We start from the raw sequence: 20,384 nt of genomic DNA on the forward strand, positions 1-20,384 counted from the left end.
CCGTCACCGCGGCGCCCGCGCCCAAGCCGGCACCGCCTGCGCCTGTGGTCGCCTCCGTCGTAGCGCCCGCGCCGACCGCGGTGGCGCAGACGATCCGGGTCGACCTCGACAAGCTGGATCGCCTCGTCAACCTGGTCGGCGAGCTGGTGATCACCCAGGCGATGCTGGCTCAGCGCCTGTCCGAGAACAACATGGCGGGCATCTCCGAGCTCACCGACCTCGATCACCTGACGCGCGAGCTGCAGGAATCGACCATGGCGATCCGCGCCCAGCCAATGAAGACGGTGTTCAGCCGCGTGCCGCGGATCATCCGGGAGCTTGAGGGCGAGACCGGCAAACGCGTCCGCCTCGACATCGAGGGCGAGATGACCGAGGTCGACAAGACCGTGGTCGAGCGGATCGGCGAGCCGCTGACGCACCTCATCCGCAACGCGGTCGACCACGGGCTGGAGACGCCCGAGGAGCGGATCGCCGCGGGCAAGCCGGCCGAGGGTGTGGTCACGCTGTCGGCGGCGCACCACTCGGGCCGCATCGTCATCACCGTCAGCGACGACGGTCGCGGCATCGACCGCGCGCGCGTCCGCGCCAAGGCGATCGAGCGCGGCATCATCCTGCCCGACGCGGTGCTGAGCGACGAGGAGGTCGACAATCTGATCTTCGCGCCCGGCTTCTCCACCGCGGCGACGGTCTCGAACATCTCGGGGCGCGGCGTCGGCATGGACGTGGTGCGCAAGAACGTCCAGGCGCTCGGCGGCCGGATCGGCATCCAGTCCAAGTTCGGTTCGGGCTCGAGCTTCTCGCTCAGCCTGCCGCTGACGCTCGCGGTGGTCGACGGCATGATCGTCACCGTCGGCGACCAGACCTTCGTCATCCCGCTGAGCCATATCGTCGAGAGCCTGCGCCCTACCGACGGCGCGGTGACCGCGATCGGCGTCGACGGATCCGTGCTCGACGTGCGCGGGTCGTACGTGCCGATCTATCCGGTGGCGGAGCAGCTCGGCCTCGGCGGCGGCGAGCGCGATCCCGCCAATGCGGTGCTGATCGTGGTGGAGGCCGATCACGGCCAGGCCGCGCTGCTGGTCGACTCGATCCAGGACCAGCGCCAAGTCGTGGTGAAGAGCCTCGAGGCCAATTACCAGGCGATCGACGGACTCGCCGGCGCGACCATCCTCGGCGATGGCCGCGTCGCGCTGATCATCGACGTCGACGCGCTGACCGCGCACCGCGTCCGCACGCCGCGCCCGGTGCTGGCACACGCGGCATGATCCCGGCGATCGCCCTCCCGAGCGAATCGTCGCTCAAGCGCGAGTTCCACTTCGTGCCGGCGGATCATCAGGCGATCGCGCGGATGGTCTATGACGAGCTCGGCATTCTGCTGCCCGACGGCAAGGCGCAGCTGGTGTACGGCCGGGTCGCGCCGCGCGTGCGCGCGTGCGGGCTCGACAGCGTCGGCGCCTATATCAAGTTGATCGAGCAGGACGCGGACGAGCGGCTGCGCATGTTCGACGCGATCACGACGAACCACACCGCCTTCTTTCGCGAGGCGCATCATTTCGAGGATTTCGTCGAGCGGCTGTGGCCCAAGCTGTCGCAGCGCGTGCTCGGCGGCGGGCGCGTGCGGCTGTGGTCGGCGGCCTGTTCGAGCGGCGAGGAACCGTACAGCTGGCTGATGGCGAGCTTCGGCACCGATCGCAACCTGGCGCAGCGCGTGCTGCGCGCCGACTTCAAGCTGCTCGCCACCGATGTCTCGCCCAGCGTGCTCGCCACCGCGCGCGCCGGCATCTATCCGGCGGCGACGCTGCGCACGGTACCGCCGGCGCTGCGTAGCGCGTGGCTGAGCGGGCCGAGCGAGCGCCAGACGGTCGATCCGATGCTGCGCGACGCGATCGCCTTCCGCCCGCTCAACCTGCTCGGCAATTGGCCGATGCGCGGTCGCTTCGACGCGATCTGCTGCCGCAACGTGATGATCTATTTCGACGAACCAACAAAAGCGCGGCTGCAAGCACGGCTCGCTGACCATCTGGAGACGGGCGGCATGCTCTACATCGGCCATTCCGAGCGGCTCGCCGACGAGGTCGCGCACCGCTTCGAGAGCGTCGGGCGCACCGCTTATCTGAAGGTGGCGGCATGAGCGTCCGCACCCTCGTCGTCGACGACTCGCTCACGATGCAGGCGTTGATCCGGCGCACGCTGTCGACCGATCCTGCGATCGAGGTCGTCGGCACCGCCGGAAGCGCCGAGGAGGCGCGCGCCAAGATCAAGGAGCTCGACCCCGACGTCGTCACGCTCGACATCGAGATGCCGGGCATGAACGGGCTCGACTTTCTCGAGCGGCTGATGCGGCTGCGCCCGACTCCCGTGGTGATGCTGTCGACGCTCACCTCGGATGGCGCGGAGGCGAGCATCGCCGCGCTGGAGCTGGGCGCATTCGAATGTTTCGACAAGCTCTCGCTGCGGCGTGAGGGCGACGCGATCCGGCTCCCCGCGCTGGTGCGCGCTGCCTCGGGCACGCGCCGCCGCCTCGCGCCGCTGCCGCCCAAGGCCGAGACGATCGACGGTGACTATCGTCCGCGCGACAACGCGCTGATCGCGGTCGGCGCCTCGACCGGCGGGGTCGAGGCGCTGATCGAGCTGCTGACCGGCTTCCCCGCCAATTGCCCCCCGACCGTCATCGTCCAGCATATGCCGGCGAGCTTCACCGCGAGCTTCGCCGCGCGGCTCGACCGGCTGTGCCGCCCGAGCGTCGAGGAGGCGCGTGCCGGCGCGCCGCTCCAGGTCGGCAAGGTCTATCTCGCACCGGGCGGCGACCGCCATCTCGAGATCGCGGGCAGCGGCGGCAAACGCCACTGCCGCCTGCTCCAGGGCCCCAAGGTGAGCGGGCATCAGCCCTCGGTCGACACCCTGTTCCAGTCGGTCGCGCGCTGCGCCGGCGCCGACGCGGTCGGCGCGCTCCTCACCGGCATGGGCGCCGACGGGGCCGAGGGCATGCTCGCGATGCGCACGACCGGCTCGGTGACGATCGGGCAGGACGAGGCCACCAGCGTCGTCTACGGCATGCCCGCGGTGGCGCATCGTATCGGCGCGGTGGTACAGCAGCTGCCGCTGCGTCGCATCGCGCCGCGGCTGCTGCAAGAGTGTCGCGCATGAACAGCCTCACGCTCCGCGACGGCTTCCGTCGTCTCACCGTGGCGCAGGGCGAGACCAAGGTCAGCGACCGTGAGGACGTGGTGCTGACCACCGTTCTGGGTAGCTGCGTCGCTGCTTGCTTCTATGATCCGGTCGCCAAGGTGGGAGGCCTTAACCATTACCTGTTAGCCGAGGGGAATGTGTCCGATCCCGCCTCGATGCAGCGCTACGGTGTCTACGCCATGGAAGTGCTGATCAACGCCATGCTCTCGATGGGCGCGGTGCGGTCGCGCATGAAGGCGCGTATCTTCGGAGGGGCGACGATGCGCTCGGGCTTCCGCGACATCGGCGGCGACAACATCGCGTTCGCACGGCGCTTCCTGCGCGACGAGAAGATCTCGCTGGTCGGCGAGGACGTCGGCGGCAACGGCGCGCGACGGGTCGAGTTTCGCGCCGCTCTGGGTCTCGCGCGCTGTCGCGTCGTCACCGAGGGCGCGCCGCCGCCGCTACTGCGGGTCGCCCCCGCCCCCATTTCCGCGATCGCCCATGTCGGCGACGTCGAGTTCTTCTGATTTCCAGCATTGCCCAGGAGCCCTTTCCCGTGACCAAGACGATCATGACCGTGGACGACTCGCCCAGCATGCGAATGCTGCTGCGGGCGGCGCTCACCGATCTCGGCTACAATGTCGTCGAGGCCGAGGACGGGGTGCACGCGCTCGAGACGTTGCAGAATTTCGAGCCCGAGGAGGAGCCCGACCTGCTCATCACCGACATCAACATGCCGCGCATGGACGGTTTCGGATTGATCGAGCAGGTCCGCGCCGACGGTCGCCGCTCGCTGCCGATCCTGGTGCTCACCACCGAGAGTTCGGACGAGAAGAAGCAGCGCGCGCGCGACGCCGGCGCCACCGGCTGGATCGTCAAGCCGTTCCACCCCGAGAAGCTCGCCGCCGCGATCCGACGCGTGCTGCACTGATCCCCAGCGTATCCGAGGAATCACCCATGTCCCGTCAGCTCATCACCTTCCAGCTCGGCGACCAGCATCTGGGCGTCGACATCATGGCGATCCGCGAGATCCGCGCCTGGTCGCCCGCCACGCCGCTGCCCAACGTGCCGAGCCATGTGCGCGGCGTCGTCAACCTGCGCGGCGTGGTGCTGCCGGTGCTCGACCTGCGCCACCGGCTCGGCTGGGGGGTGACCGACCCGACCGCCCGCCACGTCATCATCGTCGTGCGCATCGGCGAGCAGTTGCAGGGCATTATCGTCGACGCGGTGAACGACATCGTCACGGTGCAGACCGAAGACATGCAGCCGCTGCCCGACATGGGCGACGCCGCGGCGTCGCAGTTCCTCGACGGCCTCGCGACGATTGACCAGCGGCTGATCCTGGTGCTCGCACTCGAGCGGCTGGTCGAGCGCAGCGTGATGGCGGACGCCGCTTGATCGAAGTGATAAAAGTTACGTTTACGCTTTTCGCCTAGGACGCGGTCATGGCTGGAACGAAAGTATTGGTGGTCGACGATTCGTTGACCATGCGCGCGCTGATCTCGGGCGCGTTGGAGCGGATCCCGGGCGTGGAGGTGGTCGGCATGGCCGACGGCGCCGCCGAGGCGCGCGCGCTGGTCGCCTCGACCTGGCCCGACGTAATGACGCTCGACGTCGAGATGCCCGGCATGAGCGGGCTCGAATATCTCGCCGAGATCATGGACACCAAGCCGATGCCGGTGATCATGTTCTCGACCCGCACCCAGGACGGCGCCGCGGAGTCGATCGAGGCGCTGCGTCTCGGCGCGATCGACTGTTTTCCGAAACCGCGCGTCGCCGCTCCGGCCGAGCTCGACGCGATCATCGCCAAGCTCGCCAAACGGCTGAAGGCGGCCAAGAAGGCCGACATCAAGCCCAAGGCGCCGCCCAAGACCGCGAAGGCGCCCGCGATCGACTGGAACGGGCGACTGTTGCTGGTCGGCGGCGACGCGTCGAGCACCAAGTCGATCTTCGACCTGTTCTCGACCTTCCCCGCCAATTGCCCGCCGACCGTGGTGGTGCAGCATCTCGGCCCGGGCCTGGTCGAGAGCATGGCGGCAAAGCTCGCCGAGCAGGTCGCGCCCAAGGTCGTGGTCGCCGCGGACGGGATGAAGCCCGAGCAGGGCACGATCTATCTCGCCCCGCACGGCGACGCGCATCTCGTGATCGACAGCTGGCCCAACGGCACGCTTCGGCTGCTGCCGCGCGATCCGGTCGCCGGCGAGCGCCCCTCGATCTCGCTGCTGTTCGCCTCGGCCGCCAAGGCGGCGGCGAGCAACGCGGTGGGCGTGCTATTGCTAGACTCCAACGAGGATGGTGCCGGCGGGCTCAAGGCGCTCAACGCCGCGGGCGGTTACGCCTTCTCGCCATCGGACGAGGGCGGCTACACGCTGGCGCGCGGGATGGTGTCGCAGCCGGTCGCGAGCGACGCGCTGGTCACGAGCGTGCTCAAGATGTGCTCGAAATGAGCGCGGGCGCGATCTCGCGACCGCTCGCGCTGGCGCTGGCCGAGGAGCTGGTGTTCGCCTCGAACGAACTCAACGAGCTCGCTTATGATCTCGGCAGTAACGGCGAGACGCTGCGCCGCCACATGGCGAGCATCCAGCGCATCGACTATGTCACGCAGATCCAGCTCGCGGTCGCCACGCTCCTCCGCGTCGACGGCGCGTCGGAGGCTGATCTCGGCGCAGTGACCCTGCAGGACATGGTCGACCGTCTCCGCGCGACCTTGGCCTCGCTGCAGCAGCAAGCCGCCGCGGCCTGACGGGAGCGGCGAGAACCGGGCTCTAGTCGATCGCGATCACGCGGTCGCCGAGTCGCTCGGCCTCGCCGCGGTCGTGCGTGACCATCAGGATCGGGACCGCGCGGGAGTCGCGCACCCGCTCGATCGCGCGCGCTGCCTCCTCGCGCCGCGCCGGATCAAGCGAGGACAACGGCTCGTCGAGCAGCAGGAAGGCGGCGTCGCTCAGCAACGCGCGTCCGATCGCCACCCGGCGCGCCTCCCCGCCCGATAACGTACGCGGCCAGCGGTCGAGCAGGTGGCCTACGTCGAGCATCACCGCCACCTCGGCCAACCGCGTCGCGTCGCGCGCGCCGTACAGCAGGTTGGTACGCACCCGGCGGTGCGGGAACAGTCGCATGTCCTGAAAGACATAGCCGGCGCTACGCTGCTCCGGCGGCAGGTCGATACCCATCGCGGAGTCATATAACGTTCGCCCGTCGACTCGAACATGCCCGTGCAGCGGCCGCAGCAGCCCGGCGATCATGTCCAGCACGCTGGTTTTGCCAACGCCCGACGGACCGACGAGCATTGTGAGCCCCTCGCCCACCACGAAACGCGCGCCGACGGTGGCGCCACCCCGCGCCGCGGTTACGTCGACGTCAAAGGACACGGACGCCCCGCCCCGCGCGCCGCACCAGCCACTCCGCCGTCACCAGCGCCGCGAGCGACAGCGCGACCGATGCCGCGGCGAGCCGCCCGACCGCAGCCTCCCCGCCGGGCGTCTGCAGCGCCGCGTAGATCGCGAGCGGTAGCGTCTGCGTCTCGCCCGGCACGTTGGAGACGAAGGTGATGGTCGCCCCAAACTCGCCGATCGAGCGCGCGAAGCCGAGCACCGCGCCTGCCGCGATCCCCGGCCCGGCGAGCGGCAGTGTCACGGTCGCAAAGGTCCGCCACTTCCCCGCGCCGAGCGTGCGCGCGGCCTGCTCGAGCCGCCGGTCGACCGCCTCGAGCGACAGCCGGATTGCACGCACCATCAGCGGCAATGCCATCACCCCCGCGGCGATCGCCGCGCCGCTCCAGCGGAACAGCACCGAGACCCCGAACCAGCGCTCAAGTGCGCCGCCGATCGGACCGGCGGGCGCGAAGGCGAGCAGCAGCAGCCAGCCGGTCACTACCGGCGGCACCACCAGCGGCAGGTGGATCAGCCCGTCGAGCAGCACCTTGCCCGGAAATTGCCAGCGCGCCAGCACCCAGGCGAGCGCGACAGCGAGCGGCAGCGTCGCCAGCGTCGCGGTGCCCCCGACCAGCAAGGTCAGCCGCACGATCGCGGCAAGCTCGCTCACCGCGTTGCGAAGCCGCGGCGCGCCAGGATCGCCTGCCCCGCACGCGACAGCAGGAAGCGGCGAAAACCCTCGGCCTCGCGCGGCGCCGGGCCGTTGGCGAGGCGCGCCAGAGGATAGACGATCGGCGGATGGCTCGCCGCGGGGAAGACGCCCGCGATGCGCACCTTCGTAGAGGCGCGCGCGTCGGTAGCGTAGACGATGCCGTAGGGTGCCGCCCCCCGCTCCACCAGCGCCAGCGCGGCACGGACGTTCTCGGCACGCACGATGCGACCGCTTACCGCGTTCCAGGCGCCGAGCGTCCGCAGCGCGGCCTCGCCGTACCTGCCCGCGGGCACCGCCGCTGGATCGGCCATCGCCAGCGGCGCGGCACCGAGCCGGCGCGCCAGCGCGGCGCCGCGCATCGCGCTGATGTCGGGCGTGCCGGCGCGCGCCACCACGACCAGCCGGTTGCGCGCGAGGATCGCGCGTGTGCCGGAGATGATTCGGCCGCGGCGCTCAACCTCGTCCATCCAGTCGCCGTCGGCCGAGGCGAACAGGTCGGCGCGACCACCCGCGCTGATCTGCCGCGCCAAGGCGGAGGAGGCAGCAAACGATAGCACCGGCCGTGGATGCCCCTGCCGAGACCAGGCGTCAGCGGCGTCCGTCATCGCCTCCTGCAGGCTGGCGGCGGCGAGCACGAGGGGGGCGGCACGCTCCTGCGCCATCGCAGGGCCGGCGAGCAGCAGCAGGAGCAGCGAGAGAAGGACACGCATGAGCGTGCCATCGCACCGCATCCGCACGGATACAACAAGCGGACTCGCGCCGCCGCGCTGTTGACTCATCTCGCCGCGAGCGACGGAACGCGCGCGGGCGATGGGCGCTCACCCCCTATGCGCATGCACCGCCCCGCCTCGTCGCTGATCGACCGGCTCGTCTATGACGACGAGGCGTACACGCTCCTCGTGACCTTCCGCAAAGGCGGCCGCTATCTGTATCGCGACGTTCCGCGCGCGACCTATGACGCGCTGGTCGCCGCACCGTCGACAGGCAGTTACTTCAACGCCGAGCTGCGCGATCGCTTCGCCGGCGCACCCGCAGACGGGCGACGACGCTACCCACTCGACGAGCGCGCCGCCTGAGCGTCAGTTCTCGTCGCCCATGCGGAGCGCCGCGATAAAGGCTTCCTGCGGGATGCTGACGCTGCCGTATTCGCGCATCTTCAGCTTACCCTTCTTCTGCTTTTCCAGCAGCTTGCGCTTACGCGTCGCGTCGCCGCCATAGCATTTGGCGGTAACGTCCTTGCGCATCGCGCTGATCGTCTCGCGCGCGATCACCTTGCCGCCAATCGCGGCCTGGATCGGGATTTTGAACAAGTGGCGTGGGATCAGCTCCTTAAGCCGCTCGCACATGCCGCGCCCGCGCACCTCGGCGGTGCCGCGGTGGACGATCATGCTGAGCGCGTCGACCGGCTCCTCGTTGACGAGGATCGACATCTTGACGAGATCGCCCTCGCGGTAGCCGATCTGGTGATAGTCGAAGCTGGCATAGCCCTTCGACAGCGACTTGAGCCGATCGTAGAAGTCGAACACCACCTCGTTGAGCGGCAGCTCATAGGTCGCCTGCGCGCGCCCGCCGACATAGGTGAGGTTCTTCTGGATGCCGCGGCGATCCTGGCAGAGCTTCAGGATCGAGCCGAGATATTCGTCGGGGACGTAGATCACCGCCTCGATCCACGGCTCGCTGATGCTCTCGATCTTGTTGGGATCGGGCATGTCCGCCGGGTTATGGAGCTCGATGTGTCCGCCGCCGTGGGTCAGCTCGATCTGATAGACGACCGAGGGTGCGGTGGTAATCAGGTCGAGATCATACTCACGCGTCAGCCGCTCCTGGATGATCTCCAGATGCAGCAGCCCGAGGAAGCCGCAGCGGAAGCCGAAGCCGAGCGCGGCGCTGGTCTCCATCTCGAAGCTGAACGAGGCGTCGTTCAGTCGCAGCCTGGAGATGCTCTCGCGCAGCTTCTCGAAGTCGTTGGCGTCGACCGGGAAGAGACCGCAGAAGACGACCGGCTGGACTTCCTTGAAGCCGGGCAGGGCCGCGGTCGCCGGGCGCTTGGCGTCGGTCAGCGTGTCGCCGACGCGTGCCATCGCCACGTCCTTGATCTGCGCGGTGATGAAGCCGATCTCGCCCGGGCCCAGGTCGGTAAGCTGCTCGATCTTAGGGCGGAAGCAGCCGACGCGGTCGACCAGATGCTGCGTCCCCGCCTGCATGAAGGTGACCTGCTGGCCCTTTCGCAGCATCCCGTCGATCACGCGCACCAGGATAACGACGCCGAGATAGGGGTCGTACCAGCTGTCGACCAGCATCGCCTTGAGCGGCGCGTCGGCGTCGCCCTTGGGGGCCGGGATCTTGCGCACGATCGCCTCGAGGATGTCGGCAATGCCGATGCCGGACTTGGCGCTGGCGAGCACCGCCTCGGAGGCGTCGAGGCCGATGACATCCTCGATCTCCTGGCGCACCTGCTCGGGCTCTGCGGCGGGAAGGTCGATCTTGTTGATCACGGGCACGATCTCATGGTCGTGCTCGATCGACTGATAGACGTTGGCGAGCGTCTGCGCCTCGACGCCCTGCGCCGCGTCGACCACCAGCAGCGCGCCCTCGCAGGCGGCGAGGCTGCGGCTCACCTCATAGGCGAAGTCGACGTGGCCCGGCGTGTCCATCAGGTTGAGCGTGTAGGTCACGCCGTCCTGCGCCTTGTACGAGAGGCGCACGGTTTGCGCCTTGATCGTGATCCCGCGCTCCTTCTCGATATCCATGTTGTCGAGCACCTGCTCGCTCATCTCGCGATCGGTGAGGCCACCGGTGGCCTGGATCAGTCGGTCGGCGAGGGTCGACTTGCCGTGGTCGATATGGGCGATGATCGAGAAATTGCGGATCGTGTCGAGCGGGGTGGCCATGATCCGCGGGTGCCTAGCGCAGCGTGACCGGCCGCGCCAGCCATTCGGCGGGCATCCCCCGTCTCACGCCGCGGCGTGGATGGCGTCCAGCGCGTTGAGGTAGCGACGGCTCCCCTCGCCGCTCACCAGCGCCCAACGCACGCCGCGGCGCTCCAGCTCGCGCCGGGAGAGATCAAAGAAGCGTTGCCGCGCCGCACGATTGCCGAACAGCCGCGTGCCGTCGGGCTGCCATGGCAGGTCGATGTCGAACAGCAGGTAGAGGTCCGCCACATTGTTCCAGCGCGCGAACCAGGGATCGCGGCGGCCGAACATCATGTCGGCCCAGACCGCGCTCATCAGCGGATCGGTGTCGAGGATCACCGGGTGCGCGCCCGAGTCGACCGCCTTGCGCGCCTTCATGTCCTGCGTGTGTGCGATCACCACCAGGTCGGCCATCGTGAGATCGGTGCCGTAGCGCTCGCAATAGGTCCGGCCGAATTCGGCGACGCAGACCGAATCGAACTGCTTGGCCAGCCGCGGCGCCATCGTCGACTTGCCCGTGCTCTCGGGACCGTGGAGGCAGATCGTGCGCAGCGTCACGCCGGCACCGCCAGCACCGGCGCGTGGTGGCGTGCGCGGCGCCACTCGACCAGCCCGATCACCGCGAGCGCAAGATAGACGAGGTAAAGCGCGGCGAAGAGGTACAGCTGCTTGGCGAGGTAAAGCGGCACCGAGGCGAGATCGACCGCGATCCACAGCCACCAATTCTCGATCTTGCGCCGCGCCATCAGCAGCTGCGCCACGACGCTGGCCGCGGCGATCGCCGCGTCCCACCAGGGATAGCTCGCGTCGGTGAGACGGTGCATCGTCGCGCCCCACAGCACCGCCGCCGCGACGATCGCGCCCGCCCAGCCGAGCCGCGCCGGTGCGCCGAGCCGCTCCACTGTCACCTCGCCCGCGCGCCGTCGCTCGCGCCGCCACGTCGCCCAGCCGTAGATGTTGGCGACGACGAAAAAGCCCTGGAGCAGCGCGTCCGAATAGAGCCGCTGCTCAAACACCACTGCGCCCAGCAGCGTCACCGCGCCGATACCGGTCGGGAAGGTCCACACGCTGCGCCGTGCCGCGAGCGCGACACAGGCGATTCCCAGCAGCGTGGCGACCCATTCGATCAGCGACATGGGATCGGTCTTTCCACGCTCGCGCGACGCCGCCAAGAGGCTTGCGCACGTTCACGTACAGCAATCGTCGTGAAGGCGCGAATAGCCGCTTGCGCGCCGACGAACCACTGATATAAGCCGCGCCCTGTCACCGGCTCTGGCCGGACGGCACCCTGGTCGGGGAATAGCTCAGCCTGGTAGAGCACTGTGTTCGGGACGCAGGGGCCGGAGGTTCGAATCCTCTTTCCCCGACCAATTATCTCCTTGTGAGATCAGCTTAAAAGTAAACAGCGAGATACGGGCCGAGGGTTCAATTGGGTCCCATGGCTTGAGCTGCACTTGCGGGTGTTAAGGAGCCGCTACGGTTCCGATCATCGCGCTTCCGGCCGGATCCGCACCATCATTCAGGAAGCTAGGCCGGCCCATCGCGACGCATGGCGGCGCCCGCCAGACCAAATCCCAGGACCATCGTCCTCCAGGTGGACGGTTCGGGGGCGCTCGCCGTCGAGAGGGTAAGCGACGACAGGCGCAAGCGACCGTATGGCCCTTCGCCACTCTCGTCGAACGTGAACGAACCCTCGCAGCGCACCGCGCGCTTGCAGAGGTAACCGTCGGGTGACCCATCGAAGAGACTGGTCGGTGCACCTGACGCGAAGCGTCCGGCATCGGACGACAGGCTGCTGCTCTCGCTTAATCAAGCTGCGCCGGACGTGGTCCCGACCGCCACGCCAGTGCTCGGGCATAAGCCTCGGCACGTTTGCGGGCCTGCAGCACAGGCCGGACCCGTTACGGGAACAAAGCGGGTGCGATACGGTTGTTCTCCCCACGACGAGCGACAGATGTCCTGTCCCGTTATGAGGTTAGCCATGAAGAGCACGACGCTGAGCCTGTTCCGCACCAAGCCCGCCGCTAACGCCACCAAGCGCATCAACGATGATCCGCGCACCGGTCTGACGCCGGTCGAAGCGGCGATGCTCGAGCGGGCGGTCAGCGCCCGCGCCTAAGCGTCGCCTCCGTCACATCGTCGCGGCCGCGCCATTCCAAGTGATGGCGCGGCCGTTTCGCGTCAGGCCAAGACGCGTGCCGACCGCCGTTGCATCCGCCAGCAGGTGCGCGCCACCGCCGTTAGCGTGAAGCCAAATCCGATGGCATAGCCGGCAGCGATGATCATCCCGCGTCCCTCCATCGCACCCGAGTGCGTCGAGACAGTTGATCCCACATCAGGGTAAATTTTCTCTGACCGTCTCGCGCGGCACCGACGCCGGGCTGGTGCGTATTCTCCCCTCACCCCATCGAGGAGCCTCGCGTGAGCGGACCCAAGCTATTCGAACCATTCGAGGTCGGCGGCCTGTCGCTGGCCAATCGGATCGTCATCGCGCCGATGTGCCAATATTCGGCCGAGAACGGGTGCATGACCGACTGGCACCTGATCCACCTCGGCCAGCTCGCGCTCTCGGGTGCGGCGCTGCTGACGATCGAGGCCACCGCGGTCGAGCCTGACGGTCGCATCACCTACGCCGACGTCGGCTTGTGGGACGACGGGACCGAGGCGGCGATGGCGCGCGTGCTCGAGACGGTGCGGCGCCACTCGGACATGCCGATCGCCATCCAGCTGGCGCATGCCGGGCGCAAGGCGTCGACCGACCTGCCGTGGCACGGCGGTGCACAGCTCGCGCCCGATCACGCCAACGGCTGGCAGACGCTCGCCCCCTCACCGCTCGCCTTCGCCGCGGCGGAAAACCCACCCGCCGCGCTCGACCGCGATGGCCTGGCGCGGATACGCGACGCCTTCGTCGCGGCGGCGCGCCGGGCGGCCCGGCTCGACATCGACGCGGTGCAACTGCACGGCGCACATGGCTACCTGCTCCACCAGTTTCTCTCGCCGCTGTCGAACCGGCGCGACGACGAATATGGCGGCAACCTTGAAAACCGGCTGCGCTTTCCGCTCGAGGTGTTCGACGCGGTCCGCGCTGCCTTCCCCGCCGAGCGCGCGGTGACGATGCGGGTCTCGGGCAGCGATTGGGTCGAGGGCGGGTGGGACGCCGAGCAGACGATCGCCTTCGCCCAGGCGCTGGAGGCGCGCGGCTGCGCCGCGATCCACGTTTCGAGCGGCGGGCTCGATCCGCGCCAGAACATCCCGGTCGGTCCGAGCTACCAGGTGCCGCTGGCGCGGGCGGTCAAGCAGGCGGTGTCGATCCCGGTCGTCGCGGTCGGGCTGATCACCGACTATGAGCAGGCCGAGGCGATCGTCGGTACCGGCGACGCCGACCTGATCGCGCTGGCGCGGACGATCCTCTACGACCCGCGCTGGCCGTGGCACGCCGCGGCGCATCTCGGCGGACGGGTGAAGGCGTCCGACCAATATCTGCGCTCGCAGCCACGCCAGTACCGCTCGCTGTTCGATGTCGAGGGCAGCGCGGAGAGCTGAACAGGTGCGGGGCGGTGAGGTCCGCCCCGCTAACTTCGCCGCGCCCGCGCGTAGATCGAATCGAGCAGCGCGGCGGTGCGCACGAAGCGCTCCGCGCCGTCGTCGAAGCGTGCGCCCCCTGCGAGCCGCTCGGCCCAATCGACCGCGGCGCGGCCGCCCCAATCATCGGGCGGTAACGCGAGCGTCTCGCGCGCCGTGCCGCGGAAATGCTCCGCCGTGAAGTCGTAGAAGGAGCCGCCGACGTTGCGCAGCGCCGCGCCGCCCGCCGCGCCGTAGAAGGCCGCCTCGATCACCGCGTCCTGCCCGGCGTGGAGCCGCCAGGAACAGGCCAGCCGCAGCGTCACGCCGACGCCCAGCCGCACCGTGGCGACCGCATAATCCTCCACGGCGCCGTCGCCCAACGGCGCTCCGCCGGCGTAGAGCGCGGCGTCGGTCACCTCGGCGTCCGGAAAATCGGTGAGCCACAGCGCCAGGTCGGCGAGATGGATGCCAAGGTCCATCACGCAGCCGCCGCCCGATTGGGCCTTGTCATAGAACCATGGCTTGTCCGGGCCATAAGCGTTGTGAAAGGTGAGATCGATCGCGAACAGGCGGCCGAGCGCGTCGCGCGCGAGCAGCTCGCCGATCTGGCGCACCCCCTCGGTGAAGCGGTAGGACAAGTCCAGACCGAGCAGCCGATCGGCCGCGCGCGCCGCGGCGACCACCGCCGCGGCCTCGCCCGCGTCGCGCCCCAGCGGCTTCTGGCAGAACACCGCCGCGCCCGCCGCCAGCGCCTCGATCGATTGAGCGGCGTGGAGCGCGCTGGGCGTCGCGATCACCACCCCGTCGAGACCGAACGCCAGCAGCTCGTGCAACGTTGCCACCGCGCGCATCCCCGGCGCGAGCGCCAGTGCCTCGCGCAGATTGTCCGTCCCCGGTTCGCACACGGCGACCGGCTCGATGCAATCGGTCGCGATCATCGCCGCCATGCGGTGCCGACCGATCCAGCCGGTCCCGAGGAAGCCGACGCGTGGCTTGGCCGCCCTACCCAAGGTCGATCACCGCCTTGACGAAGCCGTGCGGCTTGTCGCGCGTCGCGGCGATCGCGTCATTGAGCGCGCCCAACGGAAAATGATGCGTCAACAGCGGCGCAAGATCGATCCGTCCGCTCGCGACCGCCTCGACCGCTTCCTCCAGCCCGCGTCGGTTGACGCGCGGGTCACGCTCGTGCGCGTTGATCACGTCGATCCCTTTCCAGTTCCAGTCCTGCATGTTGACCTGGCGCGGTCCGTCCTGGTGATAGCCTGCCACGATCAGGCGCCCGCCGAAGCCGGTGATCGCCGAGGCGAGATCGAGCGGCCATTGCTTGCCGACTGCCTCGATCACGCGCGCACACAACGCCTCGCCGGTGAGCTCCTTGACGCGCTCGATGATCGCCCAATGATCGTCCATCGCGATCGTCTCGGCGGCGCCGTAGCGGGTCGCCAGCGCGAGCGACTCGGCACGCCGCGAGATCGCGATCACCCGCGCCCCCGCATCGCTCGCCAGCTTCGTCAGCACCGCGCCGAGAAAGCCGATGCCGACGATCGCCACGGTCTGGCCGGGTTCGATCGCGCTACGACGAAAGATGTTCATCGCGCACGCCAGCGGCTCGCCCGGGAAGGCGCGCCCGTCGAGCCCGGCTGGGAGCCGCACCAATTGATCGACCGCCGCCACGTCATAAGGCGCGAAGCTGTGTCCTGACAGCATCGTCACTCGGTCGCCGAGGGCGACATCGCTGACGCCCTCGCCCAGCGCGTCGACCACGCCCCAGCCCTCATGCCCCATCCCGCCGGCTTCGCTGGGGTAGGTCGACCACGGCTGCCCCTCCCACGGTTCGACGTTCGACGCGCACACGCCGCAGCCCTCAAGACGTACGCGCACCTCGCCCGTGCCCGGCCGCGGCACCGGTGCCTCGCGCAGCTCGAACCGTCGCGGCGCCATCAACACCGCCGCGGCCATCATGCTTCCATTATCGTACGACAATCGTTGGACTTTCCATGAATGAACCGCATGATCTCAACGGCGCGCTCGCCACTAACATCCACCGCCTCGCCGCGCGCCAGCGCCGCGTCGAGGCCGAGGCGCCGTGGTCGGAACGGCTGGCAGGGCGGATCACCGCCTTCACCGGGTCGATGATCTTCGTCGCGCTGCACCTGACCTTCTTCGGCGGCTGGATCGTGTGGAACCTGTGGCTGTCGCCCAAGTTCGACCCAACCTTCGTCGTGCTGGCGATGATGGCGTCGGTGGAGGCGATCTTCCTCTCCACCTTCGTCCTCATCAGCCAGAACCGCATGGCCGCGCAGGCGCAGGCCCGCGCCGACCTGGACCTCCACATCAACCTGCTTGCCGAGCACGAACTGTCGCGACTCACCGCTCTGGTTCGGCAGGTCGCCGAGCGGGTCGGCGTCGAGCCGCCGGACGATATCGCCGAGATCGAGCGCGACGTGCGCGCCGAAGACGTGCTCGACACGCTCGACCGGGTTACGCCAGCGCCGCCTGACGCGTGACGTCCGCGGGCGCGTAGCGGTCGATCATCCACGCGCAAAAATCCGCGAAAGCCTGCGGGTCGCGCGCCGCGCTCGTGTGATGCGGCTGGATGCCGAGATGCTCGGGCGTGAAGCAGAAGGTGACCGTCGTATCAAAGTCGGCGAGCGCCTCCATCTGCCGGTCGAACCAGTCGACTGCGTTGGGGCGAAAACTGTCAGCCCAGCTCAGTCCGGTGCGCAGCTTCTTGGTGCCCAGCCGCTTCATCCACTTGACGGCATCATCGAGCCGCGGATCCTCGAAGTGGAACCATTGCATCAGCCCCATCTCGTCCGCCACCTTGGCGTAGCTGTCGAGCGCGGGCTTGGGCGTGCCGTCGGCGCGGATCAACCCCATGTAGAAGTGGCGATAGTAGCTCGATCCTTCCGCCTCGCGATGGCGCGTGGTGGCGCCCCATTCCTGCGGAAGGTCGAACAGCGAATACCAATAGACGCGCGGCACGCGCCCGATCAGCAGCTCGGCCGTCTTCTCGACGCCGAACACCTGCACCTCTTCCGCGCCGAAGGAGCCGACGCCCACCTCGGTGACCCACACCGGCTTGTCGGTGACCGCCTCGATCTCGGCCACCTTGGCAGGCCAGTCGTGGATCGACCACAGGTTCCAGTCGAGCGGGAAGCCGTGCACCGCGAGCACGTCGACCGCGTCGAGGCAGCCGTGCGCCTCGAGCCGCTTCACCCAGAGCGGGTCGATCGGCGACATACCGCCGAGCACGCGGGTCACGTCGGGGTTGACCGACGCGATCGCCGCGCCGGCGCGCGACACGGTATCGGCGAAGATGCTCCAGTCGGGATCGACCTCCGGGTCCCAGTGCGACTTGTTGTTGGGCTCGTTCCAGATCATCGCGGCTTCGATCACGCGCTCATTCCCCTCACGCTCGTGGCTGGGCCGGATAGACGGCGGCGGGCCCATGCTGCGCATAGGGCACGTCGGCGACGCGGCAGAGATAGACGTCGTCCTGCGGGTGCATCACCACGGTGAAACCCGAGGCGCGCAGCATCGCCTCCGAGCAGGCACGGTTGGGCGCCCACCAATTGGTCCAGTCGCCCGCAAACCTGCGCTCGATGAAGTGCATCTTCGGATAGGCCGGTTCGTCGAAATAGGGCGGTGGCGTATAGGTGCCGGGCAGGAAGAAGGGATGGTCCTCCGGCACGTCGCTCAGCCCGGTCGACCCCTGCTGCATTGTCTGGAACAGCATCAGGTCGCGCGCGACATGCTCGCGGATCAGGTCGAGGGCGAGCAGTGGATGGCGTAGGTGGTAGAGCACGCCCATGAAGATCACCAAGTCGAAGCGCTCGCCCAACGTCGCCACGTCATAGACCGACAATTGGCGGAACTCGACGCTGTCGCCGAACCCGAGCGCCTGGGTCGCGAGTCGCGCCTGGGCGAGATAGCGCTCGTCCCAGTCGATTCCGACCACGCGCGCCGCCCCTCGACGCTTCATCTCGACCGAATAGAAGCCGGCGTTGCAGCCGATGTCGAGCACCGACTTGCCGGTGAGATCCGCGGGCACGCAGCCGGCGAATGCAGCAAACTTGTCGCGCGGATAGTCGCCGAGGAAATGGTCGGGTGCGGTGGTCAACCCGCCGCCGAGATCGATATTGTGAAACCATGGCGCTAGCGCGTCGACCCGCTCGCGCAGCCCCTCCCCGGCAGATGGCATTCTTTCCCCTTCACCCGTTCGTTACGCCAACGAACGAATATAGAAGATGTTCCATCTACTTAGCCGCCAAGCGCAATCCCGTCCGCCACGGTGCCGGCCGATCGCCCGCGACGAGCCGGACAAAGCAGCGACCGCCGCGCGCGCGATAGCCGCGGCACAGCTGGATCGCGTCGCCGCGAGCAACGCCGCCGACCGACAGCCGGTACAGCGAGCTGCTCCGGTCCGCGGGGATGCCGGTGGGGCGAAGACGGCCGAGCACGGGCCAGCGCCGCAGCGCACCGCGCCAGCCGTCGCGCGCCACCGCGGCATTCTCATAGGCGCCGAGCTGGAGATAATAGCCGCCGGGCGTGAGCGGCCGCGGGCGCGTCGCGACCGCGGGCCGTGAGGCCGGAACGACCGCGGGCCGTGAGGCCGGAACGACCGCGGCGGGCGGCACCGGGCGCGACACCAGCGGCGGCGCCGCGGGCGGGACGATCTGCGACACGAAGGCGGGCGGCGGCGGGGCGGCCACCGCGATCGTCGTCGCGACCGGCGCAGGCGCGACGAGCGCGAGCGCGAGGGGGAGTCCGGGGTCGCTGGCCGGCGTGATGCCGAGCAAGGCGGCGACCTGATCCGACGACGCGCGCGGTTGGGCCAACGCCGCCCAGGTGGCGAGCCGGCGGTCGACCGCCTCGACGGGCAGGTCATAGGCGGCAAGCGCGCGGGCCTGCGGCCACTGGCCCGCGAGCGCGAGCGTGAGCGCGAGGTTCTGCCGTGTCTTGGCATCGGCCTCGGGCAGGCGCGCGGCGGGCATCAGCACTTGCAGCGCACCCGGCAGGTCACCCGCAAGCGCGAGCGCCAGCCCGCGGTCGGGCGCGGCGATCCCGCCGGCATGCGCGGCGAGCGTGCCACGCGCGCGATCCCATTGGCCGAGCGCGACCTGGGTGAGTGCGAGGTTGAGCGCGGCGGCGTGATCGTCGTCACGAAGCGTCAGCGCGTCCTCGAACGCACGCGCCGCCGAGGCGAAGCGCCCCGCGCGCAGATAGGCGACGCCGAGCAGGCGACGATGCTCGCCGTCCGCTGGCGTGTCGGCCACCGCCATCTCGCTCTCGCGCACCGCCCGATCCCAGCGGCGCTTGACGAGCGCTTTGCGCGCGCGTTCGGCATGACGCGCGGCGTCGGTGGCGCGCACGCGACCATCGCTCGTCGCCGCCGCGGGCAAGACCACCCCGGCCAGGCTGGCGCCGAGCAGCGCGAGGCTGAGCGCGCCGATCATTGCGACGCGCCTCATGCCGCGTCCACCGCGAGCCGGTCGAGCGCCGCGGTGAGCAGCGCCTGCGCCGAGACGCCGCGCGTCGCCGCTGCCCGGCGCAACCACTCATGGCGCTCGCCGTCGAGCCGAAGCGTGAAGGCGACGCGCTTTCCCGGCGGCGGCGCCACCGCACGCGCGTCGGGCGCCGCCCCGAGCTCCGCCGCCAGCCGCTCGCGCGCGGCGAGCACCGGCGGCAGCGCGGCAGACGCTCCCTCCCCCATATCGCTGCGGCCGAGCTCGTCGCCGGCGCGCGCCAGCGTGGTGAGCGTGTCGCCGCAGCGCGTCGCCGGGCGCGCCTCGCCCTTGCGCGCGAGCAGGCCTGGGCTGAGCGCCGCCATCGGCTTGGTGCCGCCCATCAGGCCACCACGCGGCGGCCGAAGCCTGCCCCCTGCGGTCGCGTCGGCGCCGTACCCGGCTTGGGCGCGGCGAAGACGGTGCGGCGGAAGTTCTTTTCGAGCCGGTCGGAGACATAGCTCCACAATTCGGCGATCTCCGCGGCGGAGCGGCCCGCGGGATTGACCTCCATCACGGTACGCCCGTCGATCATCGAGGCGGCGAAGTCGGTGCGCTGGTGGACCGTGGTCGGCGCCACCGTGCCGTGCTGCGACAGCGCGATCGTGGCGTCCGAGGTGATCCGCGCTTTGGGCGTGGCGGCGTTGACGACGAAAAGCAGCGGCTTGCCCGAGCGCTCGCAGAGATCGACGGTGGCGCCGACCGCGCGCAGATCGTGCGGGCTCGGCCGGGTCGGGATCACGAGCAGCTCGGCGACCTGGACGACGATCTGGATCGCCATGGTGATCGCAGGCGGCGTGTCGATCACTGCCAGCTTGAAGCCTTGCGCACGCAGCGCGTCGAGGTCGGCGGCGAGACGCGACACACTGGTCTGGGCGAAGGCGGGGAACTCGTCCTGCCGCTCGTTCCACCAGTCCGCCAGCGAGCCCTGCGGGTCGATGTCGATCAGCACGACCGGCCCGGCGCCGACCAGCTGAGCCTGCACCGCCAGATGCCCCGAGAGCGTGGTCTTGCCCGATCCGCCCTTCTGCGATGCCATCGCGAGTACGCGCATGTCGCCGCTGTGTCCCCCATTGTTCCGTCGCAGGGCATGCCAGCACGGGGTGGACGAAGCGTTAATGATGACTTCGTACCAGTTGGTGCG

At 69.3% G+C, this 20,384-nt stretch carries 26 protein-coding genes and 1 tRNA gene; 13 read left to right on the plus strand and 14 right to left on the minus strand.

Features of this window, described 5'->3' with window-relative positions; translation table 11 throughout:
- The 8 genes from QBJ89_RS16815 to QBJ89_RS16850 form a co-directional block, all read left to right on the plus strand.
- A partial coding sequence (locus tag QBJ89_RS16815; RefSeq protein WP_277981627.1) for a chemotaxis protein CheA occupies positions 1-1,265 on the plus strand: 1,265 nt, incomplete at its 5' end.
- A complete protein-coding gene (locus QBJ89_RS16820) occupies positions 1,262-2,131 on the plus strand; it encodes a CheR family methyltransferase (RefSeq protein WP_277981628.1) in 870 nt (289 codons plus the stop codon). The genes QBJ89_RS16815 and QBJ89_RS16820, both read left to right, overlap by 4 nt.
- Positions 2,128-3,147: a protein-glutamate methylesterase/protein-glutamine glutaminase gene (locus QBJ89_RS16825; RefSeq protein WP_277981629.1), complete on the plus strand. Its 1,020-nt coding sequence runs from the start codon at positions 2,128-2,130 to the stop codon at positions 3,145-3,147. The genes QBJ89_RS16820 and QBJ89_RS16825 overlap by 4 nt, the downstream gene beginning before the upstream one ends.
- Positions 3,144-3,698 carry a chemotaxis protein CheD gene (locus QBJ89_RS16830; RefSeq protein ID WP_277981630.1) on the plus strand — a complete coding sequence of 185 codons (555 nt, stop codon included), beginning with the start codon at positions 3,144-3,146 and terminating at the stop codon, positions 3,696-3,698. The genes QBJ89_RS16825 and QBJ89_RS16830 overlap by 4 nt, the downstream gene beginning before the upstream one ends.
- A 29-nt stretch (positions 3,699-3,727) precedes the next feature.
- The gene (locus QBJ89_RS16835; protein ID WP_277981631.1) at positions 3,728-4,102 is read left to right on the plus strand and encodes a response regulator; all 375 of its coding nucleotides are present in this window, start codon (positions 3,728-3,730) and stop codon (positions 4,100-4,102) included.
- A gap of 26 nt (positions 4,103-4,128) precedes the next feature.
- Positions 4,129-4,569: a chemotaxis protein CheW gene (locus tag QBJ89_RS16840; RefSeq protein ID WP_277981632.1), complete on the plus strand. Its 441-nt coding sequence runs from the start codon at positions 4,129-4,131 to the stop codon at positions 4,567-4,569.
- 47 nt (positions 4,570-4,616) lie between these two features.
- Positions 4,617-5,618, plus strand: coding sequence for a chemotaxis protein CheB (locus QBJ89_RS16845; protein WP_277981633.1), 1,002 nt, complete (start codon positions 4,617-4,619; stop codon positions 5,616-5,618).
- Positions 5,615-5,914 (plus strand): hypothetical protein, encoded by a 300-nt coding sequence (locus QBJ89_RS16850; RefSeq protein WP_277981634.1) that lies wholly within the window; start codon positions 5,615-5,617, stop codon positions 5,912-5,914. Before QBJ89_RS16845 ends, QBJ89_RS16850 begins: the two co-directional genes overlap by 4 nt.
- A gap of 22 nt (positions 5,915-5,936) precedes the next feature.
- Here the strand turns inward: QBJ89_RS16850 and QBJ89_RS16855 are convergent, their stop codons facing one another.
- The 3 genes from QBJ89_RS16855 to modA are packed head-to-tail and all read right to left on the minus strand — an operon-like array spanning position 5,937 to position 7,967.
- Positions 5,937-6,542, minus strand: coding sequence for an ATP-binding cassette domain-containing protein (locus tag QBJ89_RS16855; protein ID WP_277981635.1), 606 nt, complete (start codon positions 6,540-6,542; stop codon positions 5,937-5,939).
- Positions 6,532-7,215, minus strand: a complete 684-nt coding sequence (gene modB / locus QBJ89_RS16860; RefSeq protein WP_277981636.1) for a molybdate ABC transporter permease subunit — start codon at positions 7,213-7,215, stop codon at positions 6,532-6,534. Before modB ends, QBJ89_RS16855 begins: the two co-directional genes overlap by 11 nt.
- Complete coding sequence (gene modA / locus QBJ89_RS16865; protein ID WP_277981637.1) at positions 7,212-7,967, minus strand: molybdate ABC transporter substrate-binding protein; 756 nt, start codon at positions 7,965-7,967, stop codon at positions 7,212-7,214. Before modA ends, modB begins: the two co-directional genes overlap by 4 nt.
- A gap of 117 nt (positions 7,968-8,084) precedes the next feature.
- Here modA and QBJ89_RS16870 point away from each other — a divergent pair, with 117 nt between their 5' ends.
- Positions 8,085-8,333 carry a KTSC domain-containing protein gene (locus tag QBJ89_RS16870; RefSeq protein ID WP_277981638.1) on the plus strand — a complete coding sequence of 83 codons (249 nt, stop codon included), beginning with the start codon at positions 8,085-8,087 and terminating at the stop codon, positions 8,331-8,333.
- Between the two features lie 3 nt (positions 8,334-8,336).
- Here the strand turns inward: QBJ89_RS16870 and lepA are convergent, their stop codons facing one another.
- The 3 genes from lepA to pnuC form a co-directional block, all read right to left on the minus strand.
- Positions 8,337-10,148, minus strand: coding sequence for a translation elongation factor 4 (lepA, locus tag QBJ89_RS16875; protein ID WP_277981639.1), 1,812 nt, complete (start codon positions 10,146-10,148; stop codon positions 8,337-8,339).
- Positions 10,149-10,211: 63 nt separating this feature from the next.
- Positions 10,212-10,727 carry an AAA family ATPase gene (locus tag QBJ89_RS16880; protein ID WP_277981640.1) on the minus strand — a complete coding sequence of 172 codons (516 nt, stop codon included), beginning with the start codon at positions 10,725-10,727 and terminating at the stop codon, positions 10,212-10,214.
- Positions 10,724-11,305, minus strand: a complete 582-nt coding sequence (gene pnuC, locus QBJ89_RS16885) for a nicotinamide riboside transporter PnuC (protein WP_277981641.1) — start codon at positions 11,303-11,305, stop codon at positions 10,724-10,726. The genes QBJ89_RS16880 and pnuC overlap by 4 nt, the downstream gene beginning before the upstream one ends.
- A gap of 157 nt (positions 11,306-11,462) precedes the next feature.
- On the opposite strand from pnuC, the gene QBJ89_RS16890 reads away from it, so the two are divergent.
- A tRNA-Pro gene (locus tag QBJ89_RS16890) sits at positions 11,463-11,539 on the plus strand.
- Positions 11,540-11,696: 157 nt separating this feature from the next.
- Here QBJ89_RS16890 and QBJ89_RS20270 read toward each other — a convergent pair.
- Positions 11,697-11,873, minus strand: coding sequence for a PEPxxWA-CTERM sorting domain-containing protein (locus QBJ89_RS20270; RefSeq protein ID WP_431522550.1), 177 nt, complete (start codon positions 11,871-11,873; stop codon positions 11,697-11,699).
- A 277-nt stretch (positions 11,874-12,150) separates the two neighbouring features.
- On the opposite strand from QBJ89_RS20270, the gene QBJ89_RS16895 reads away from it, so the two are divergent.
- Together QBJ89_RS16895 and QBJ89_RS16900 are read left to right on the plus strand one after the other, a co-directional pair.
- Positions 12,151-12,288 carry a hypothetical protein gene (locus QBJ89_RS16895; RefSeq protein ID WP_277981642.1) on the plus strand — a complete coding sequence of 46 codons (138 nt, stop codon included), beginning with the start codon at positions 12,151-12,153 and terminating at the stop codon, positions 12,286-12,288.
- A gap of 302 nt (positions 12,289-12,590) precedes the next feature.
- Positions 12,591-13,712 carry an NADH:flavin oxidoreductase/NADH oxidase gene (locus QBJ89_RS16900; protein WP_277981643.1) on the plus strand — a complete coding sequence of 374 codons (1,122 nt, stop codon included), beginning with the start codon at positions 12,591-12,593 and terminating at the stop codon, positions 13,710-13,712.
- Between the two features lie 29 nt (positions 13,713-13,741).
- On the opposite strand, the gene QBJ89_RS16905 is transcribed toward QBJ89_RS16900, so the two are convergent.
- Complete coding sequence (locus QBJ89_RS16905; RefSeq protein WP_277981644.1) at positions 13,742-14,743, minus strand: Gfo/Idh/MocA family protein; 1,002 nt, start codon at positions 14,741-14,743, stop codon at positions 13,742-13,744.
- Entirely contained in the window at positions 14,736-15,692 is a 957-nt protein-coding gene (locus tag QBJ89_RS16910) for an MDR/zinc-dependent alcohol dehydrogenase-like family protein (RefSeq protein ID WP_277981645.1), read from the minus strand. Before QBJ89_RS16910 ends, QBJ89_RS16905 begins: the two co-directional genes overlap by 8 nt.
- A gap of 38 nt (positions 15,693-15,730) precedes the next feature.
- On the opposite strand from QBJ89_RS16910, the gene QBJ89_RS16915 reads away from it, so the two are divergent.
- A complete protein-coding gene (locus QBJ89_RS16915; protein ID WP_277981646.1) occupies positions 15,731-16,240 on the plus strand; it encodes a DUF1003 domain-containing protein in 510 nt (169 codons plus the stop codon).
- Here the strand turns inward: QBJ89_RS16915 and QBJ89_RS16920 are convergent.
- The 5 genes from QBJ89_RS16920 to QBJ89_RS16940 are packed head-to-tail and all read right to left on the minus strand — an operon-like array spanning position 16,215 to position 20,294.
- A complete protein-coding gene (locus tag QBJ89_RS16920) occupies positions 16,215-17,132 on the minus strand; it encodes a glycosyl hydrolase (RefSeq protein ID WP_277981647.1) in 918 nt (305 codons plus the stop codon). The genes QBJ89_RS16915 and QBJ89_RS16920 overlap by 26 nt on opposite strands.
- A 13-nt stretch (positions 17,133-17,145) precedes the next feature.
- Positions 17,146-17,937, minus strand: coding sequence for a TIGR04290 family methyltransferase (locus tag QBJ89_RS16925; protein WP_277981648.1), 792 nt, complete (start codon positions 17,935-17,937; stop codon positions 17,146-17,148).
- Between the two features lie 55 nt (positions 17,938-17,992).
- Positions 17,993-19,207 carry a tetratricopeptide repeat protein gene (locus QBJ89_RS16930; RefSeq protein WP_277981649.1) on the minus strand — a complete coding sequence of 405 codons (1,215 nt, stop codon included), beginning with the start codon at positions 19,205-19,207 and terminating at the stop codon, positions 17,993-17,995.
- Positions 19,204-19,584, minus strand: coding sequence for a hypothetical protein (locus QBJ89_RS16935; protein WP_277981650.1), 381 nt, complete (start codon positions 19,582-19,584; stop codon positions 19,204-19,206). The genes QBJ89_RS16930 and QBJ89_RS16935 overlap by 4 nt, the downstream gene beginning before the upstream one ends.
- Positions 19,584-20,294, minus strand: coding sequence for a ParA family protein (locus tag QBJ89_RS16940; protein WP_277981651.1), 711 nt, complete (start codon positions 20,292-20,294; stop codon positions 19,584-19,586). Before QBJ89_RS16940 ends, QBJ89_RS16935 begins: the two co-directional genes overlap by 1 nt.
- Between the last annotated feature and the right edge of the window lie 90 nt (positions 20,295-20,384).

This window comes from Sphingomonas phyllosphaerae (genome assembly GCF_029623345.1).
Lineage (GTDB): Bacteria > Pseudomonadota > Alphaproteobacteria > Sphingomonadales > Sphingomonadaceae > Sphingomonas > Sphingomonas phyllosphaerae_C.

Excerpts from the sequence above, each read along its gene's own strand:
- QBJ89_RS16820 (WP_277981628.1), top strand. The coding sequence starts at position 1,262 with ATGATCCCGGCGATCGCCCTCCCGAGCGAATCGTCGCTCAAGCGCGAG.
- QBJ89_RS16825 (WP_277981629.1), top strand. The coding sequence starts at position 2,128 with ATGAGCGTCCGCACCCTCGTCGTCGACGACTCGCTCACGATGCAGGCG.
- QBJ89_RS16830 (WP_277981630.1), top strand. The coding sequence starts at position 3,144 with ATGAACAGCCTCACGCTCCGCGACGGCTTCCGTCGTCTCACCGTGGCG.
- QBJ89_RS16840 (WP_277981632.1), top strand. The coding sequence starts at position 4,129 with ATGTCCCGTCAGCTCATCACCTTCCAGCTCGGCGACCAGCATCTGGGC.
- QBJ89_RS16845 (WP_277981633.1), top strand. The coding sequence starts at position 4,617 with ATGGCTGGAACGAAAGTATTGGTGGTCGACGATTCGTTGACCATGCGC.
- QBJ89_RS16850 (WP_277981634.1), top strand. The coding sequence starts at position 5,615 with ATGAGCGCGGGCGCGATCTCGCGACCGCTCGCGCTGGCGCTGGCCGAG.
- modA (WP_277981637.1), bottom strand. The coding sequence starts at position 7,967 with ATGCGTGTCCTTCTCTCGCTGCTCCTGCTGCTGCTCGCCGGCCCTGCG.
- QBJ89_RS16870 (WP_277981638.1), top strand. The coding sequence starts at position 8,085 with ATGCGCATGCACCGCCCCGCCTCGTCGCTGATCGACCGGCTCGTCTAT.
- lepA (WP_277981639.1), bottom strand. The coding sequence starts at position 10,148 with ATGGCCACCCCGCTCGACACGATCCGCAATTTCTCGATCATCGCCCAT.
- pnuC (WP_277981641.1), bottom strand. The coding sequence starts at position 11,305 with ATGTCGCTGATCGAATGGGTCGCCACGCTGCTGGGAATCGCCTGTGTC.
- QBJ89_RS16895 (WP_277981642.1), top strand. The coding sequence starts at position 12,151 with ATGAAGAGCACGACGCTGAGCCTGTTCCGCACCAAGCCCGCCGCTAAC.
- QBJ89_RS16910 (WP_277981645.1), bottom strand. The coding sequence starts at position 15,692 with ATGGCCGCGGCGGTGTTGATGGCGCCGCGACGGTTCGAGCTGCGCGAG.
- QBJ89_RS16915 (WP_277981646.1), top strand. The coding sequence starts at position 15,731 with ATGAATGAACCGCATGATCTCAACGGCGCGCTCGCCACTAACATCCAC.
- QBJ89_RS16925 (WP_277981648.1), bottom strand. The coding sequence starts at position 17,937 with ATGCCATCTGCCGGGGAGGGGCTGCGCGAGCGGGTCGACGCGCTAGCG.
- QBJ89_RS16930 (WP_277981649.1), bottom strand. The coding sequence starts at position 19,207 with ATGAGGCGCGTCGCAATGATCGGCGCGCTCAGCCTCGCGCTGCTCGGC.
- QBJ89_RS16935 (WP_277981650.1), bottom strand. The coding sequence starts at position 19,584 with ATGGGCGGCACCAAGCCGATGGCGGCGCTCAGCCCAGGCCTGCTCGCG.
- QBJ89_RS16940 (WP_277981651.1), bottom strand. The coding sequence starts at position 20,294 with ATGCGCGTACTCGCGATGGCATCGCAGAAGGGCGGATCGGGCAAGACC.